This window comes from Janthinobacterium sp. P210006 (assembly GCF_036231885.1).
Classification (GTDB): Bacteria; Pseudomonadota; Gammaproteobacteria; order Burkholderiales; family Burkholderiaceae_D; genus Janthinobacterium; species Janthinobacterium violaceinigrum.
On record NZ_JAZARD010000001.1, the window covers coordinates 471,855 to 489,531 of the forward strand.

General features: G+C 66.1%; 14 protein-coding genes and 1 pseudogene. 9 read left to right on the forward strand and 6 right to left on the reverse strand.

Going from position 1 to position 17,677, the window contains the following annotated elements; genetic code table 11:
- Positions 1–331 precede the first annotated feature (331 nt).
- From kdpF to VPH41_RS02125, 7 genes are all read left to right on the forward strand, one after another.
- On the forward strand, positions 332–421 hold the full coding sequence (kdpF, locus tag VPH41_RS02095) for a K(+)-transporting ATPase subunit F (RefSeq protein ID WP_152255096.1): 90 nt from the start codon (positions 332–334) through the stop codon (positions 419–421).
- Positions 421–2,226 carry a potassium-transporting ATPase subunit KdpA gene (gene kdpA / locus VPH41_RS02100; RefSeq protein ID WP_287775524.1) on the forward strand — a complete coding sequence of 602 codons (1,806 nt, stop codon included), beginning with the start codon at positions 421–423 and terminating at the stop codon, positions 2,224–2,226. Before kdpF ends, kdpA begins: the two co-directional genes overlap by 1 nt.
- Positions 2,227–2,235: 9 nt before the next feature.
- Entirely contained in the window at positions 2,236–4,314 is a 2,079-nt protein-coding gene (gene kdpB, locus VPH41_RS02105; RefSeq protein ID WP_328568812.1) for a potassium-transporting ATPase subunit KdpB, read from the forward strand.
- Positions 4,315–4,324: 10 nt separating this feature from the next.
- Positions 4,325–4,900 carry a potassium-transporting ATPase subunit KdpC gene (gene kdpC / locus VPH41_RS02110; RefSeq protein ID WP_328568813.1) on the forward strand — a complete coding sequence of 192 codons (576 nt, stop codon included), beginning with the start codon at positions 4,325–4,327 and terminating at the stop codon, positions 4,898–4,900.
- A 152-nt stretch (positions 4,901–5,052) separates the two neighbouring features.
- The gene (locus tag VPH41_RS02115; RefSeq protein WP_328568814.1) at positions 5,053–7,794 is read left to right on the forward strand and encodes a DUF4118 domain-containing protein; all 2,742 of its coding nucleotides are present in this window, start codon (positions 5,053–5,055) and stop codon (positions 7,792–7,794) included.
- Positions 7,791–8,489, forward strand: a complete 699-nt coding sequence (gene kdpE, locus VPH41_RS02120; RefSeq protein ID WP_034746496.1) for a two-component system response regulator KdpE — start codon at positions 7,791–7,793, stop codon at positions 8,487–8,489. The genes VPH41_RS02115 and kdpE overlap by 4 nt, the downstream gene beginning before the upstream one ends.
- Before the next feature lie 133 nt (positions 8,490–8,622).
- Positions 8,623–9,372: a TorF family putative porin gene (locus VPH41_RS02125; protein ID WP_328568815.1), complete on the forward strand. Its 750-nt coding sequence runs from the start codon at positions 8,623–8,625 to the stop codon at positions 9,370–9,372.
- A 69-nt stretch (positions 9,373–9,441) separates the two neighbouring features.
- Here VPH41_RS02125 and VPH41_RS02130 read toward each other — a convergent pair whose 3' ends face one another.
- The 3 genes from VPH41_RS02130 to VPH41_RS02140 are packed head-to-tail and all read right to left on the reverse strand — an operon-like array spanning position 9,442 to position 11,298.
- Entirely contained in the window at positions 9,442–9,960 is a 519-nt protein-coding gene (locus VPH41_RS02130) for a cobyrinic acid ac-diamide synthase (protein ID WP_287775529.1), read from the reverse strand.
- Positions 9,961–9,970: 10 nt separating this feature from the next.
- Positions 9,971–11,002: a 4-hydroxy-tetrahydrodipicolinate synthase gene (gene dapA, locus VPH41_RS02135; protein WP_328568816.1), complete on the reverse strand. Its 1,032-nt coding sequence runs from the start codon at positions 11,000–11,002 to the stop codon at positions 9,971–9,973.
- A complete protein-coding gene (locus VPH41_RS02140) occupies positions 10,999–11,298 on the reverse strand; it encodes a hypothetical protein (RefSeq protein ID WP_226938816.1) in 300 nt (99 codons plus the stop codon). The genes dapA and VPH41_RS02140 overlap by 4 nt, the downstream gene beginning before the upstream one ends.
- Before the next feature lie 231 nt (positions 11,299–11,529).
- Between VPH41_RS02140 and VPH41_RS02145 the strand changes: the two genes are divergently transcribed.
- Positions 11,530–12,525: a gamma-glutamyl-gamma-aminobutyrate hydrolase family protein gene (locus VPH41_RS02145; RefSeq protein WP_193317676.1), complete on the forward strand. Its 996-nt coding sequence runs from the start codon at positions 11,530–11,532 to the stop codon at positions 12,523–12,525.
- An 11-nt stretch (positions 12,526–12,536) separates the two neighbouring features.
- Complete coding sequence (locus tag VPH41_RS02150; protein WP_328568817.1) at positions 12,537–13,601, forward strand: alginate lyase family protein; 1,065 nt, start codon at positions 12,537–12,539, stop codon at positions 13,599–13,601.
- A 43-nt stretch (positions 13,602–13,644) separates the two neighbouring features.
- Here VPH41_RS02150 and VPH41_RS02155 read toward each other — a convergent pair whose 3' ends face one another.
- The 3 genes and pseudogenes from VPH41_RS02155 to VPH41_RS02165 form a co-directional block, all read right to left on the reverse strand.
- The gene (locus tag VPH41_RS02155) at positions 13,645–16,116 is read right to left on the reverse strand and encodes a TonB-dependent siderophore receptor (RefSeq protein WP_328568818.1); all 2,472 of its coding nucleotides are present in this window, start codon (positions 16,114–16,116) and stop codon (positions 13,645–13,647) included.
- Between the two features lie 94 nt (positions 16,117–16,210).
- Positions 16,211–17,062 (reverse strand): FecR family protein, encoded by an 852-nt coding sequence (locus VPH41_RS02160; protein WP_328569604.1) that lies wholly within the window; start codon positions 17,060–17,062, stop codon positions 16,211–16,213.
- Positions 17,045–17,527: pseudogene (locus VPH41_RS02165) on the reverse strand (sigma-70 family RNA polymerase sigma factor); the annotation flags it as partial. The gene VPH41_RS02160 and the pseudogene VPH41_RS02165, both read right to left, overlap by 18 nt.
- Positions 17,528–17,677: the final 150 nt, after the last annotated feature.

The following is a 17,677-nucleotide window of genomic DNA, read 5'->3' on the forward strand; positions in this document are numbered from 1 at the left end:
GGCAGGCATGGCGTCCTTGTGCGGACGCTCGCGCATTCTATCTTGTCCCGCGAGCAATAGCGCTACTCCAGGGCAACAACAGTGCGCTGCGCGCGTGGTTTGGCGCCAATTGTGATGGATTTTATGCGGTAAAGCCCCCGTTTTTACATCTTGTTTACAGCTGCCTCCCCAGTCTTTACGAATTTTTTAGACCCTTTTGGCTAATCTGCACACTATCAAAACAAACCTGAATGAGGGTGGGAATGGATATCGTGTATCTCGGCTTGATTGCCGTGTTTTTCGTCGTGGCAGCCGGCTTTGCCGTCGCCTGCGACAAATTAGGGAGCGTCAAATGAACGCGTTTTATGTGCTGGGCGCCGTCGTGTCGGCTGGCCTGTTCGTGTACCTGCTGGTGGCGCTGCTGAAGGCGGAGGAACTGTGATGACGACGCAATCGATATTGCTGCTGGTGGCTTTCCTGGCCGTGCTGCTGGCCGCCGGCTATCCGCTGGGCCTGTACATGGCCAAGGTGGCTGGCGATGGCCCCGTGCGCGGCTTGGGCTGGCTTCAGAAGCTGGAAAACCTGCTGTACCGCTGGTCCGGCCTGCCTGCCGACAAGGCCATGGGCTGGAAAAGCTACGCCATCGCCCTGATCGTCTTCAATACCGTGGGCGCCGTCTTCGTGTACGGCCTGCAGCGCCTGCAGGGCTTTTTGCCCTTGAATCCCCAGGGCCTGGGCGCCGTCAGCCCCGATTCCTCGTTCAATACCACCGTCAGCTTCGTCGCCAATACCAACTGGCAGGGCTATGGCGGCGAGCAGACCATGAGCTACCTGACCCAGATGCTGGGCCTGGCGTGCCAGAACTTCTTTTCGGCCGCTACCGGCATTGCCGTGATCTTCGCGCTGGTGCGCGGCTTCGCCTCGCGCTCGGGCAAATCGATCGGCAATTTCTGGGTCGACCTGGTGCGCTCCACCCTGTACATCCTGCTGCCGCTGTCGCTGGCCCTGTCCGTCGTCTTCATGGGCGAAGGCATGATCCAGAATTTTTCCGCCTACAAGGAAGTGACCCTGCTCGACCACGTGGCGTATGAAACGCCGAAAGTGACGGCCGACGGCCAGCCCGTGCTGGACGCCGCCGGCAAGCCCGTGATGGAAGCGCAGGTGGCGACGACGCAGACGATCGCCATGGGCCCCGTCGCGTCGCAGGAATCGATCAAGCTGCTGGGCACGAATGGCGGCGGCTTCTTCAACGCCAACTCTTCGCATCCGTACGAAAACCCCACCGTGCTGTCGAACTTCCTGCAGATGCTGGCCATCTTCATCATTCCCGCCGGCCTGTGCTTCACGTTCGGCCGCATGGTGGGCGACATGCGCCAGGGCTGGGCCGTGCTGGCCGCCATGACCCTGATCTTTGTCGTCATGACGGCCGGCGTGATGAGCGCCGAGCAGCAAGCCAATCCCGCCTTGCAAGCGCTGGGCGTGGACCAGCAGGCCAGCAGCCTGCAATCGGGCGGCAATATGGAAGGCAAGGAAACGCGCTTCGGCATCAGTTCGTCGACCCTGTTCGCGGCGGTGACGACGGCGGCATCGTGCGGCGCCGTCAATTCCATGCACGATTCCTACATGCCCCTGGGCGGCATGGTGCCGCTGCTGCTGATGCAGTTCGGCGAAGTGATTTTCGGCGGCGTGGGCACGGGCCTGTACGGCATGCTGATGTTCGCCATCCTGGCCGTCTTCATCGCCGGCCTGATGATAGGCCGCACGCCTGAATACCTGGGCAAGAAAATCCAGGCCTATGAAATGAAGATGGTGTCGCTGGCCATCCTGGTCACGCCGGCCCTCGTATTGACGGGCACGGCGATTGCCGTGATGGTCGAACCGGGCACGGTGGGCGTGGCCAATCCGGGCGCGCACGGTTTTTCCGAAATCCTGTACGCCTTCACGTCGGCGGCCAACAACAACGGCAGCGCGTTTGCCGGCCTGTCCGCCAACACGCCGTTCTATAACGTGATGCTGGCGATCGCCATGTGGTTCGGCCGTTTCGGCGTAATCGTGCCTGTGCTGGCCGTGGCCGGTTCGCTGGCGGGCAAGCAGCGCCTGTCGGTCAATGCCGGCACCATGCCCACGCACGGCCCCATGTTCATCGGCTTGCTGATCGGCGTGGTGGTGCTGGTCGGCGTGCTCAATTACGTTCCCGCGCTGGCCCTGGGCCCGATCGTGGAACACCTGCAACTTTTCACAAAATAAGAGGCTACCATGTCACGCACAAGCCTGACCTTGTTCGATTCCGCACTGATTGGCCCCGCCATCGTCGATGCGTTCAAAAAACTCGACCCCCGCACGCAGTGGCGCAGCCCCGTGATGTTCGTCGTCTACGTGGGCAGCATCATCACCACCCTGCTGGCCATCCAGGCCCTGAATGGCCAGGGTGAAGCGCCGTTCGGCTTCATCGTCGCCGTCGCCGTCTGGCTGTGGTTCACCGTGCTGTTCGCGAACTTCGCCGAAGCGCTGGCCGAAGGCCGCAGCAAGGCGCAGGCGGCCTCGCTGCGCGCCTTGAAACAGACGGTGATGGCGAAAAAAATGCAGACGCCGAAATACGGCACGCCCTGGCTGCCCACGCCGGCCACCGACCTGCGCAAGGGCATGACGGTGCTGGTCGAGGCGGGCGACGTGATTCCCGCCGACGGCGAAGTGACGGCCGGCGTGGCCTCCGTCGACGAGAGCGCCATCACGGGCGAATCGGCGCCCGTGATCCGCGAATCGGGCGGCGATTTTTCCGCCGTCACGGGCGGCACCCGCGTGCTGTCGGACTGGCTGCTGGTGCGCGTTTCCGTCAATCCGGGCGAAGCGTTCATCGACCGCATGATCGCCATGGTCGAAGGCGCCAAGCGCCAGAAGACACCGAACGAGATCGCCCTGACGATCCTGCTCGTGGCCCTGTCCATCGTCTTCCTGATCGTCACCGTGACCCTGCTGCCGTATTCGCTGTTTTCCGTGGCGGCGGCCGGCAGCGGCACGCCCGTCACGATCACCGTGCTGATCGCGCTGCTCGTGTGCCTGATCCCGACCACCATCGGCGGCCTGCTGTCGGCCATCGGCGTGGCCGGCATGAGCCGCATGATGCAGGCCAATGTGATCGCCACGTCGGGCCGCGCCGTGGAAGCGGCGGGCGACGTGGACGTGCTGCTGCTCGATAAAACCGGCACCATCACCCTGGGCAACCGCCAGGCGTCGAGCTTTGTACCGGCGCCCGGCGTGACGGAGCAGCAACTGGCCGACGCGGCGCAACTGGCTTCCCTGGCCGATGAAACGCCGGAAGGCCGCAGCATCGTCGTGCTGGCCAAGCAGAAGTTCAATATCCGCGAACGCGAGATGGGCAACCTGCACGCCACCTTCGTACCGTTCACGGCGCAAACGCGCATGAGCGGCGTGGATATTCCGGGCGAACAGCAGGTGCGCCAGCTGCGCAAGGGCGCGGCCGATTCCATGAAAAAGTATGTGGAAGCGCTGGGCCAGCCGTATCCGGCCGAGGTGGCGCGCGCCGTCGACGATATCGCGCGCCGCGGCAGCACGCCGCTGGTGGTGGTCGACGACGGCCGCGTCATGGGCGTGGTGGAACTGAAGGATATCGTCAAGGGCGGCATCAAGGAGCGCTTTGCGGAATTGCGCCGCATGGGCATCAAGACGGTGATGATCACGGGCGACAACAAGCTGACGGCAGCGGCCATCGCCGCCGAAGCGGGCGTCGACGATTTCCTCGCCGAAGCGACGCCCGAAGACAAGCTCAAACTGATTCGCAGCTACCAGTCCGAAGGCCGCCTCGTGGCCATGACGGGCGACGGCACCAACGATGCGCCTGCGCTGGCCCAGGCCGACGTGGCCGTGGCCATGAATTCGGGCACGCAGGCGGCCAAGGAGGCGGGCAATATGGTCGATCTGGATTCGAATCCCACCAAGCTGCTGGAAATCGTCGAGATCGGCAAGCAGATGCTGATGACGCGCGGTTCGCTGACGACGTTCTCGATCTCGAACGACATCGCCAAGTACTTCGCCATCATCCCGGCCGCCTTCGTGGGCACGTATCCGCAGCTGAAGGCGCTCGACATCATGCACCTGGCCAGCCCCGCCTCGGCCATCATGTCGGCCGTGATCTTCAATGCGCTGATCATCGTCGTGCTGATCCCGCTGGCCCTGAAGGGCGTGCAATACCGCGCCATCGGCGCGGCCAGCCTGTTGCGCCGCAACCTGCTGATCTACGGCCTGGGCGGCATCATCCTGCCCTTCATCGGGATCAAGCTGATCGACATGCTGCTGTCCGCCCTCAATTTAGTCTAAAGGAACCATCATGAGCACTATCGTACGTCCCGCCCTGGTCCTGTTTGCCGCGCTGACCGTGATCTGCGGCGTCGTCTATCCGTTTGCCACGGCCGGCATCGGCCAGCTGGCTTTCAACGATGAAGTCAACGGCAGCATCGTCGAGCGCGGCGGCAAGCCAGTCGGCTCGAGCCTGATCGGCCAGTCCTTCACCTCGCCCAAGTACTTCTGGGGCCGGCCATCGGCCACCGCGCCGATGGCGAACAATGGCGCCGGTTCGGGCGGCTCCAACCAGGGACCGAGCAATCCGGCCCTGGTGGACGCCGTCAAGGCGCGCATCGCCGCCCTGCAGGCAGCCGATCCCGGCAACCGCAACCCGATCCCCGTCGACCTGGTGACGGCGTCGAGCAGCGGCCTGGATCCGGAAATCAGCCTGGCGGGCGCCCTGTACCAGGCGCCGCGCGTGGCCCGCGTGCGCGCCGTGCCGCTGGCGCAGGTGGAAAACGCCATCGCCAAGGTACAGAAAACCGCGTATATCGGCTTTTTCGGCGAACCGCGGGTCAATGTGCTGGAACTGAATCTGGCATTGGATGCCATGGCAAAGTAAGCTGGCAACGGTGCGCAGGCTGGCGCAGGCCGGCGTAGGTCGGCTTAGCGCAGCGTAAGCCGACATTACCACCGGCGCAGCCAACAATGCCGTCGGATTACGCGCTGGCGCTAATCCGACGTACAAATGCTCCAGGAAGATTAAAATACAATATGCTCCCCAACGACAGCCAACGCCCCGACCCTGATGCCCTGCTGGCGCAGGTGCAGGCGCAGGAAAAGAAAGCCGCGCGCGGCCGGCTGCGCATTTACTTCGGCGCCTCGGCCGGCGTCGGCAAGACCTATGCGATGCTGGCCGCCGCCCGCAAATTGCTGGCCGATGGCCAGGACTTGCTGGTGGGCGTGGTGGAGACGCATGGGCGCCAGGATACGGCGGCCCAGCTTGACGGCTTGCCCGTGCTGCCGCTCAAGGCGATTGAATACCGGGGCAAGACCCTGTTCGAGTTCGACCTGGACGAAGCGCTGCGGCGCGCGCCGCCGCTGATACTGATGGATGAACTGGCGCACTCGAACGTGGCCGGTTCGCGCCATCCGAAGCGCTGGCAGGATGTCGAGGAATTGCTGGCGGCCGGCATCGACGTGCTGTCGACCGTGAATGTGCAGCACCTGGAAAGCCTCAATGACGTGGTGGGCGGGATCACGGGCGTGCGCGTGGCTGAAACCTTGCCTGACACGGTGTTCGACCGCGCCGATGAAGTGGTGCTGGTCGATATTCCCGCCGATGAACTGCTGCGCCGCCTGAAGCAGGGCAAGGTGTACCAGCCGCAGCAGGCCGAGCGGGCGTCGCAGCATTTTTTCCGCAAAGGTAATTTGATCGCCTTGCGCGAACTGGCCCTGCGCCGCACGGCCGACCGGGTGCAGGACGACGTGCAGGCTTACCGCGTCGAGAAATCCATCAACCCCGTGTGGAAGACGGGGGCCGCGCTGCTCGCCTGCGTGGGACCGCACGCGGGAGGCGAACACGTGATCCGCAGCACGGCGCGCCTGGCCAGCCAGCTGAACGCGGAATGGCATGCGCTGTACGTGGAAACGCCGCGCCTGCAGCGCCTGCCGGCGCGCGAGCGCGAACGCATCCTGAAAACCCTGAAACTGGCGCAGGACCTGGGCGCGCGCACGGCCATAGTGCCGTCGGCCGACATTGCCGGTGCCGTGGTCGAGTATGCGCGCAGCGCGAATATCTCGAAAGTCATCGTGGGCCGTGGTCGCGCCGGCGCGCTGGCGCGCCTGTGGCATGCGCCGCCGGCCGCGCGCATGGCCAGCCTGGCGCCCGATATCGACCTGATCGAAGTGGGCTTGCCCGCCGCCGATGCGGCGCCCCGCCGCGCGGCGGGCGACGAGGCGGAGGCGCCGCGCCGGCCGTCGCGCCATTGGCGCTACATACTGGCGGCCGGCGCCAGCCTGGGCACGGCCATCGCCTCCGTGCCGCTGCAGCCTTACCTGGACCTGGCCAATATCGCCATGCTGTCGCTGCTGACGGTGGTGCTGGTGGCCGTGCGCCTGGGGCGCGGGCCGGCGGCGCTGGCCAGCCTGGTGGGCGTGGCCTGCTTCGATTTCATCTTCGTGCCGCCCCGTTTTTCGTTTGCCGTGGGCGATTTCCAGTACGTGATCACGTTTGGCGTGATGCTGGCCGTGGGGCTGATCACGGGCCACCTGACGGCCGGCCTGCGTTTCCAGGCGCGCGTTGCCTCGCACCGCGAGGCGCGCGCCCGCGCCCTGTACGAGTTTTCGCGCGAATTGTCCGGCGTGCTGCAGACGGAGCAGATTTTCGATATCACGAAAAGCGCCATCGAACGGGCTTTCCGCGCGCGCGCCACCTTGCTTTTGCCCGATGACGAGGGCAGCTTGCAGACCCCGAGCGGCGCTCAGCCGCTGGACATGGGCATCGCGCAGTGGGCCTTCGACCATGCGCAGGCGGCCGGTACGGGCACCGATACCTTGCCGGCATCGCCCATTTTCTACCTGCCGCTGATCGCGCCGATGCGTACGCGGGGCGTGCTGGCGCTGCTGCCGCTCGATGGCGCGCACCGCGGACGCTGGCTGCTGGTGCCGGAACAGCGCCAGCACCTCGACACCTTTGCCGCGCTGGCGGCCATCGCCCTCGAGCGCGTGCACTATATCGACGTGGCCCAGGGCGCGCTGCTGCAGATGGAGTCCGAGCGCCTGCGCAATTCGCTGCTGGCGGCCCTGTCGCACGACTTGCGCACGCCATTGACGTCGCTGGTGGGCCTGGCCGAGTCGCTTGCCCTGTCCAGGCCTCCGTTGTCGCCCGCGCAGCTGGACATGGCGCGCTCGCTGCAGTCCGAAACCGTGCGCATGAGCGCCCTGGTGGCGAACCTGCTGGACATGGCGCGCATCGAGAGCGGGCAGGTGCGCCTGAACCTGCAATGGCAGGCGCTGGAAGAAGTGGTGGGCAGCGCATTGCGCGCCAGCGGCCCGCAATTGCAGCAGCATGCCGTGCAGACGCAGCTGGCGCCGGACCTGCCGCTGGTGCGCTACGACGCCGTGCTGATCGAGCGCGTGCTGTGCAACCTGCTGGAAAACGCGGCCAAGTACACGCCGCCCGGCAGCACCATCACCGTCGCGGCAGGAGTGCACGGCCAGTTCCTGCAGGTGACGGTGTGTGACGACGGCCCGGGCCTGCCGCCCGGCCGCGAAGAAGCCATCTTTGAAAAATTCACGCGCGGCGAGCGCGAATCGAACAAGCCGGGCGTCGGCCTGGGGCTGGCCATTTGCCGTGCCATCGTCGAAGCCCACGGTGGCGCCATCCATGCGCAGCCGCACGCGCCGGGACAGGGCGCCGCCCTCGTCTTCAGCCTGCCGCTGGGCACGCCTCCGGCGCCGCCGGAGATCGAGCTCGATGACGCCAACGACCATGAAACAGGAAAACCAACATGAACGAACCTTCCGCCACCGCCCTGCTGGTCGAGGATGAACCGCAAATCCGCCGCTTCGTGCGCGCCGCGCTGGAAGACGAGGGCTGGCAGATTTTCGAGTCCGCCACCATGCAGCGTGGCCTGATCGATGCCGGCACGCGCCGGCCGGACCTGATCGTGCTGGACCTGGGGCTGCCCGACGGCGACGGCATCGATTTCATCGCCGACATCCGCAAATGGTCGGCCGTGCCCATCATCGTGCTGTCGGCGCGGGTCGACGAGCAGGACAAGATCCGCGCGCTGGACGCGGGCGCCGACGACTATCTGACCAAGCCGTTCGGCGTGGGCGAGCTGCTGGCCCGCGTGCGCGCCACCCTGCGCCGCCAGCGCCAGCCCGCCGCCAGCGATGATGGCGTGGTGCAGTTCGGCGACGTGCGCGTCGACCTGAAAGACCGCCTGGTAACGCGCAACAAGCAGCTGGTGCACATGACGCCGACGGAATTCCGTCTGCTGTCGGTACTGGTGAAAAACGCGGGCAGGGTGGTCACCAATCCCCAGCTGCTGCGTGAAGTATGGGGGCCGTCGAACAGCGAGAACGGCCACTACCTGCGCATCTACATGGGCCATCTGCGCCAGAAGCTGGAAGCCGATCCGGCCCAGCCGCAGTACCTGCTGACGGAAACGGCCGTCGGCTACCGCTTGCTGCTGCCGCTCTAAGCCGCATTCCTTCCCCCGTTTGAAAACGGGCGCCGCGCGCGCCAGGGGGACGCTTTACCCAAAATTTTTGCAGCGGCGGGCCAGCTGCGCCATGTTGGCAAAGGCCCATACCACCCATGAAGAAGAAAAAACCATGAATAAAATGCTAGTTGCACTTGCCGTCGCCACCGCCTTTACGGGCAGCCTGGCCCACGCGGAAGAGGCCAAGCCCGACAATGAAGTCAGCTTCAACATGGCCGGCGTGTCCGACTACCGCTACCGCGGCATTTCGCAGACGCGCCTGAAGCCCGCCCTGCAGGGCGGTGCCGACTACGTCAACAACCCGACGGGCCTGTATGCGGGCGCCTGGGCTTCCACCATCAAGTGGACCAAGGACGCGGGCGGCAGCGGCAACGTGGAAGTGGACCTGTATGCGGGCAAGCGGGGCCAGTTGAGCGACGCCATCGGCTACGACGTGGGCGTGCTCGCCTATGTATATGCGGACAACGGCTTGAAGCACGTCGCCGGCCTGGCCGACGCGGATACGCAGGAAGTCTACGGCCAGTTGTCGTACGGCCCTGCCTATGTCAAGTATTCGCACGCCGTCTCGAACCTGTTCGGCATCGTCAACAGCAAGAACAGCGGCTACCTGGACATCGGCGCGAATATCGACCTGGGCAACGGCTGGACCGGCAACCTGCACGCGGGCCACCAGAAGGTCAAAAACAATGATGCGTCGAGCTACACGGACTGGAAGGCGGGCGTCACGCGCGATTTCGGCATGGTGACGGGCGCGCTGGCCGTGATCGGCACGAACGCGGGCAAGTCGGCATATGCCTCGCCCGTGAATGGCAAATTCATGGGCAAGACGGCGCTGCAGCTGACGCTCAGCAAGACGTTTTAATTGATGGGGGAAGAGGCGGCGCATGCGCCGCCTTTTTTTTCCGGGAACGGGCCGGACCCGGCGGGGTGCCTATGCCGCGCGGTGATGGCTGTCGAAAACGGCGCAGTACAGCTGTCCCAGGCCGACCACGCGGGCGGCCGGTATCTGGACGGCCAGGACATGGGCGGCGGCCGCTTGCGTATCCGTTGCCAGCAGCACGCGCAGGCCAGGATTGACGCTGCGCGCGTGCGCGATGCGGCGCGCCAGGCCCGCCTGCGCGGCGGCGTCCGCCACGCCGTCCAGCGGCACCACCAGCACGCGCGCGGCGATCAGGGCCGAACGGCTGCCCATGGAGTCGCGGCCTTCGCTGTCGATGACGATGTCGTGGTAGCAGTTCACCAGGTGTTCGAGCTCCGGCTGCAAGCCCTTGGCGCTGATGGCGCGCGCCATCAGGCGCGGCCGCGTCAGGCTGCCGTGCATGGCGCCGTCGTGCATGTTCCTGGCCTGCGCCATGGCGCCCTGGCGCGGATCGGCATCGAGCAGCAGCACCTTGCGCCCGGCCAGTGCGCGCGAGGCGGCCAGCCGTCCGGCCAGGATGGATTTCTCCATCCCTCCGCGTTCATCCGTGATGGCGATGATCATCTTGGCGCACGGCTGGCATGATGTTGGCGGCGGAGACCAGCTGCAGCAGGCAGCCTTCGCGTAGTTCTTCCTTGTCGCTGGCCGTCCAGACGGGCAGCGCCATCAGCTGCTCCAGCGCGTCGGCCAGCGCGGTCTGGCCGGCGGCCGACATCGGCGTCATCGGCAGGCGCAGTTCCTCGCGCACCTTGCCTTGCATGGCCAGCGCCGCCTTCACGGGAGCGGGATTCGGTTCGGAGAACAGCAGGCGGATGACGGGCAGCAGCGTCTTGAACAGGGCGCCCGCAGCGCCGTGGCGGCCCTGCCTGACCAGGTGGTACAGCTGCGCATACAGGTCGGGGCGCACCTGGGCGGCGGCCGACATGGCGCCGTGGCCGCCCATGGACAGGCTGGCCAGCAGCAGCGCATCGTCGCCGCACAGCACGTCCAGGCGCGTGTCGAGCAGCAGTTCGCCCAGCTGCTGCAGCTTGCCGCCCGCTTCCTTGATGGCGACGAAGTGCGAGTCGCGCGCGAGCAGCGCCGCCGTCTGCGGTTCGATATTGACGCCCGTGCGGGCCGGCACGTTGTACAGCACGATGGAGTGGTCGGTGGCGGCGGCGATGGCCTGGAAGTGGCGCACGATGCCGTCCTGCGAAGGACGTACGTACGACGGCGCCGAAACCAGCAGGCCGGCCAGCGGATGGTCGTGGTAGCGCTGCACGGCGGCGACGACGCTGCGCGTATCGCTGCCGCCGATTCCCATCACGACGGGGAAGCGGGGGCCGACGGCTTCGAGCACGCTGTCGAGCAGCATGGTGTGCTCCGCGGCGCTCAGCATGGCCGCTTCGCCCGTGGTGCCGCATGCCACCAGGCCATCGATGCCGCTGGCGGCCAGTTCGCACGCGAGCTGCTGGGCTGCGTCGAAGTCGATGTCGCCGTCGCGAAATGGCGTGACCATCGGCACCCAGATGCCCTGGAAGTGCGCGGTAATGCGCGATGACGACATTGCCTGCTCGCACGAGTACTGGTTCATAGCGATTTCCCCTGGCTGATGCGGCCAAATTCCGCCGCCGGCAGCAGGCGCATGACGGCGTCCATGGTCAGGCGCAAGGCCGGTTCTGTCACGCACAGCCATACCTTCATGCGCTCGGCGTGGTCGACCGCCTCGACGCGCATGAACGACAGCATGCCGCCGCACGTCTTGACGACCAGCTGGCGCAGCTCGGCCAGGCAGGACTTGTCGACCGTGATATGCATGAGAAAGGTGGGCAGGCGGGGATGGCGGTGGGGCAGTGCTTGATGCGTTGGCAGGCGTGAATGGGGTTCCATGGTGGCTTTGCAGCGGTGGTTGAGGTACGTTCAAGATTAGCAGCGGGGGCGTAAAGATTCTCTAAAAAGCGGGGCCGCCCGCGTAAACGGACTGTATGCGGGCTGTCTGCCGTTTTCCGGTCCGCGTGTTGCGCGGATGCGCCGCACGTGGGCTTTTGTTACAAAATTGAATCGTGCTTTCGGGGGCAGGGGTTTATATTGAAAACGTCTCCGCTTTCAGTCAGCCTTGCCATGTCAGACGAAAAAGATCCCCAGCATCCCCCTTCCCCCGATCCTGCGACGCCGGCGCGGCCTGACCGGGTGGGCCGCCGGGCGCCCGATGATGAGCATCGCGCGCGCGATGCGGCGCCCCGCTACCTGAAGGACAACGACACGCCGCTGGCGCTGGCCTGGCGCGTGATCTCGTCGCGCTACCGCTCCATGCGCGACAAGGCCAGCCGCGATTTCATGCGGCGCACCTTGCGCATCGGTATCTCGGCGCGCATTTTTCACCCCGAACCGGGCGCCACTGGCCTGCGCAGCAAGAACCTGCAATACCTGGAAGAGTCGATTGCGCAGTGGGTCATGTCGCGCGACGTGCTGGTGTTCATGATCCCGACGGTCAATACCAGCGGCCAGCTCCACCCGAGCAACATCACCCTGCGCCACTATGCGCGCCACCTGGACGGTCTGGTGCTGCAGGGCGGTGCCGACGTCTCGCCGCAGACGTATTCCGAGGCGGCCACGCGGCCCGAATGGAATGGCGACCGCGCGCGCGACCTGTACGAACTGGAGCTGCTGCACGAATTCGTCGACGCGGGCAAGCCCGTGCTGGGCATATGCCGCGGCTGCCAACTGATCAACGTGGGCTTTGGCGGCACCCTGTACCAGGACATCGCCTCGGACGTGGAAGGCGCCACCTCGCACGTCAACGACCTGTATGACCGCCATCGCCACACGATCGTCTTCCCGAAAGGCTCGTCCCTGGCGGGCCTGTTCCCGAAGACGGGCGAGGCGCTTGTCAATTCCATCCACCACCAGTCCGTGAAAGACCTGGGGCGCGACATCACCGTGGAAGCGTATTCGCAGGGCGACAACATCGTCGAAGCCATCCGCTACCAGCGGGCCCGCTTCGTCATGGGCTTGCAGTGGCACCCGGAATTCCATTCGGCGGGCGGCGTCGAGCTGCTCGATTGCACGCCCATCCTCGATAACTTTCTGCGCGCGGCGCGGGAGACGCGGTTTTGAGCGCGCACCTGATGCGCCGGCGCACTGTGCTGGCCGGCTTGCTGGCGCTGCCACTGGCGGGATTGCGCGCGGCGCCGCACCCGCATGAGGGCGTGGCGCCGTTTGCGCTGACGTCCGCCGCGCGCGCCCGCACGCTCAAGGCGCGGGTGGCGCCGGCCATCGCCGAACAGGTGGTCAAGGCGGCGCGCAAGGATGCGGCGCGGCCCGTGCACCTGATGGCCGAGGTGCGCACGGGCGGCTTGCTGAAAGGCGAAGGCGGGCGCGAGACCAGCCAGCAGGCGCAGGAAGACTGGCGCCAGGTGCGGCTGCAGGCGCTGGCCTGGCGGCTGTCGGGCGAGATGGCGCATTTCGAGGCGGCGCGCCAGCTGCTGCTGGCCTGGAGCGGCGCCTATCGGCCGTCGTTCAGCCCTGTCGACGAGACGGAGCTGGCCAGCCTGCTGATGGGCTATGACCTGGTGCAGGAGCGCCTCAATGGCGTGGAGCGCGAGCAGGTACGGGTCTTTTGTCGCACCCTGGCGCAGGGCTATCTGAGCGATCCGATCAAGGTGGGCGGCCCGTCCACGGCGCGCAACAACTGGCATAGCCACCGCATCAAGATCGGCACGGCCGCCGCGTATGTCACGGGCGACGCCTTGCTGATTGCGCGCGCGAAGGAGCGCTTCCTGGCGCACGTGCCGCGCAATATCGGCGCCGGCGGCGTGCCCTTCGATTTCGAGCAGCGCGACGCCCTGCATTACACCACCTACAGCCTGGAACCGCTGCTGACGACGGCCCTGATGGCGCAGGCGCATGGCGACGACTGGTATGGCGCGCCGGAAGCGCAGCGCCTGGCCGAGGCGCTGGCCTGGCTGGCGCCGTATGCGCAGGGCAGAAAGACGCACGAGGAGTTCGCGAAAAGCGCCGTGCCCTTCGACCGCAAGCGCGTGGCGGCCGGCGAAAAGGGCTTTACGGGAAACTGGGAGCCCAAGGGCGCCGCCAATGTGTACCTGCTGGCGGCGCGCTTAGCCCCCGCTTACCTGCCGCTGGCGCTGGAGCTGCGCCCGCCAGCCTGGGCGCTGGCGCTGTACGGCGCTTAGTTGCGCTTAGTTGCGCTCAGTTGCGCCTAGTTGGAGCGTCGCGTTAAAACTTCGTGCGCACAGTGAACATCACATTGCGCGGTTCGCCGTAAAAGCCCGTCTGGAACAGGCCCAGTCCCGTGAAGTACTTCTTGTCGAGCAGGTTGTTCACGTTCAGGCTGGCCGTGACGTTCTTGCTGATCTCGTAGCGGGCCAGCAAGTTGGCCAGCGCGTAGCTGCCCTGCTTGATGCGCGAATAATCGTCGATGGCGGGGTTCCAGATATTGCCGTAGTAGCTGCTTTGCCAGTTGATGCCGCCACCGACGGTCAGCTTGTCCAGGCTGGCCGGCAGGCGCCACGTGCCCTGCACGCGCACCAGGTGGGCGGGCTGCGTGGTTTGCAGCATGGTGGAAAAGACGTCCTTGCCATCCGCGTCGCGCACGTGGGTGTAGGTGTAGCCGGCGCTCAGCTTCACGTCCTTCATCACTTCGCCCGTCACTTCCATTTCCAGGCCGCGGCTGGTGACGCCGTCGATGGCCTTGTACGCTTCCTCGCCATTGACCTCGCCCACGGAGCTGGCCACATTGCTCTGGCGGATCTGGAACAGGGCGGCGCTGGCATTGACCTTGCCGTCCAAATATTCTGCCTTCACGCCCGCTTCCAAACCCTTGCCGCGCACGGGCGACAGAAAGTTGCGGTTGACGTCGCGGTTGCTCTGCGGCGCGAAGATGCTGGTGTAGCTGCCGAACACGGAATAGGTCTTGTCGATGTCATACACGACGCCCGCATATGGCGTGACGACCTTGTTTTCCTCGATGCGCGAGCGGATGCGCGCCGTGCCGGCGTCGAAGAAGCTGCGGTCCTGCTCTTGCAGGTAGTTGCTCATGCGGGCGCCGAGAATCACCGACAGCGCGTCGACGGGATGCAGGCGCACGGCGCCATACAGGCCGCTCTGGCGCGTGCGGTCGTTATCGTTGCCCAGGCGCTTGAAGGCCGGTTCCGCGTATTGGCCGCGCCAGTCGAAATAGCTGCCATCGAGGGGCGGATAGACCGATTCGTAGACGGGGCCATCCTGCTTTGCCGTCGAGGTGGAATAGCCGAACATCGCTTCATGCTGGCGGCCGAAGGCCGTGAATGGTCCGCTGGCGTCGACGTTGATGGTGGTCTGGCGGCGGTCGCCCTTGTATTTGCCCATGAAGAAATACGTGCCTTCGCCCGTGTCGGGAGCGGGATTGCCGCCGCTGGCCGAACCGAGCACGCTGTCATGCTTGCTGCGCAGCTGGCTGGCGCTCAATTTCACCTTCCATTCGTTGGCGAACGTATGTTCCAGCGACGTGAACAGCGTGGTGTTCTGCATGTCGCGGCGGCTCCAGTCCGTGGCCGGGTTCCACGAGGTGGGCAGAGCGGTGCGCGTGCCGTCCGAGAACAGCACGGGGAACCCCGTCCAGGTCGAGCCGCGCGGCTTGTAATCCTGGTGCGTGAAGCCGGCCGTCAGCAGCGTGACGGGCGTCAGGTCCGCCTCGACGATGCCGTAGGCGACGGCTTTCTGCTGCGTGTAGCGGTCCAGGTAGGAATGCTTGTCCTGGTAGGCGCCCACGAGGCGGCCGCGCACCGTGCGGCTGTCGTTCAGGGGGCCGGAGACGTCGGCTTCGCCGCGGTAGTTGTCCCACGAGCCGGCGCCCAGAGTGGCCGAGCCCTCGAAGCTGGCGGTGGGGCGCTTGCGCACCATGTTGACGGTGGCCGACGGGTCGCCCGAACCGCTCATCAGGCCCGTCGCGCCCTTCAGCACTTCGATGCGGTCGTAGATGGCCATGTCGCTGTTGGTCGTGCCCCAGTCGTACACGCCGTCGTAGATGGCCGACACGCCGTCGTACTGGAAATTGGTGACGGCGAAGCCGCGCGCCTGGAAGCTCCAGCGGTCGCTGTCGTAGTTTTGCACGCTCACGCCGTTGACGTTCTTCATGACGTCCGAGACGGCGTTGCTGTTCTGGTCATCCATCTGCTGGCGCGTGACGATGGTCAGCGACTGCGGCGTCTCGCGCTGCGTCAGGACCAGGCCCGTGGCGCCGTTGGCGGGGCCGCCCGTATAGCTGCCCGTGCCACCCGTGACGGCGCTGCGCTCGGCTGCCGCCACCACGGTGACGCCGCTCATGACGGCCACGCCGCGGCTGTCCGCCGTTGGGGCGTTGGCGCCAGCGGGGATCTTTTGCAGCAGGTAGCCGCCATTCGGCTGCGGCACGGCTTGCAGGCCGCTGCCGGCCAGCAGCACGCGGAAACCATCGTGCACGCCATAGCTGCCTTGCAGGCCGGCGCTGCGCAAGCCTTGCGTGGTCTCGCTGGAGAACGACAATAAAATGGCGCTGTCGCTGCCGAAGCGCGTGAGCACGTCGCCCAGCGCGCCGGCGGGAATGCTGTAGACGCGCACTTGCTGGCTTTGTGCCTGGGCCAGCGCGGGCAGGGTGAGGGCCAGGCCAATCTGCGACAGGGCGCAGGCGAGGACGGTGCGGGTCAGGAGGGAACGCGAAGCGTGATGCATGGAATAAAACCTTTCGTGGATGCGCAAGATGGAGACTGCCTGTCTTCCAAGTCACGCGAGCACGGCGAAACAGCTCACTTTGCGGAAAATATCGTTAGCGCGCCGCCAGTTCGATGCGCACCACCTGATGTCCCCAGAAGCGCGTGACGGTATTGCGCCGCAGCTGCAGGCTGGCGCTGACGGCGTCGAGGATGGCATCCACGTCGGCCAGCGGGTAGGAGCCGGACACGCGCAGGCCGGCGATGGCGGGCGTGCAGGCCAGCGGCTGCTCGCTGTAGCGCGACAGCTCGGCGAGGAAATCGGCCAGGCGCATGTCGCGCGCCACCAACATGCCGTTCAGCCAGGCGCCGCCATAGGGGGCCAGCGCCTGGCGGTGCAGGCCCGCGCTGTCGAAATGGGCACCTTCGCCGGGATGCAGCACCAGGCGCTGTCCGCCATCACCGGCCAGCACGGCGACGGCGCCTTCGAGCACACCGGCGCTGGTATAGCCATCGTGCAGGCGTACCGTGAAACGCGTGCCCAGCGCCTGCAGCTGGCCGTGCGGCGTGTCGACGAAGAAGGGACGCTGCGCCGCATCCTTGCCGGTGGCGATGAAGATTTCGCCGGACAGCAGCGCGATGCGCCGCTGTTCGCCGCTGTAATCGATGTCGATGGCGCTATGCGTGTTGAGCGTGAGCTGCGTGCCATCGCGCAGAGTCACGACGCGGCGCTGGTTGATGCCCGTGCGGTAATCGGCCGTCCAGCTGCGCCACGGACTGCGGCGCTCGAACGCGTACAGCGAGGCGCCGCAAGCCAGCAGCAGGGCCAGGGTCTTGACGGCGTGGCGGCGCGGCGCATTCGCTTGCGCGCAGGCCCGCAGCAGCGTCGCATGCGTCCCGGGCGGCAGGTGTTCATGCTGGATTTGCAGCTGCTGCCACGCCTGCGTGGCGCTGCCGGCCCGCTGCAAATGGCGTTTCACCGTGGCCAGCGAGATGCCCAGCCGGCGCGCGATATCGTCCTGCGGCAGCTCGTCGAGCTGGCGCAGCAGGAAGGCGCGCTTGACGGGCGGCGGCAAGCCGTCGAGCATGCGGTCCAGTTCGAACAGCGTGGAGAGCAGCAGCGCCCGTTCCTCGGGCGACGGCGTGTGCGGGGGCGGCAGTTGCGCCAGCACGTCCAGGTAGGCTTGCTCCAGCTTTTGGCGGCGGTAATGGTTGAACAGCACGCGCTGGGCCACGGTGGCGAGAAAGGCGCGCGGCTCGCGCGCGGCGACGGCGTCTTCGCGGTCGAGCAGGCGCATGAACGTGTCCTGCGCCATATCGGCCGCGCAGGCCGTGCTGCCCAGCTTTTTGCGCAGCCAGCCCTGCAGCCAGCCGTGGTGCTCGGCATACAGTGTGGCGATGTCCTGGCGTTGTAGCGGCTCTGCCAGCGGCATCGCGTTCCCCTTGCATGGCCCATCCAGCGGGGCTGGGTCCTTGGTTTAAACAATAATAAGAATCATTCTCACTTATTGTAACAAGCGGGGGCGGGGGCTGTAAATGACGGGGGCGGCGGGTGTGGTTTTTTGGGTTGGCGTTGCTGAATG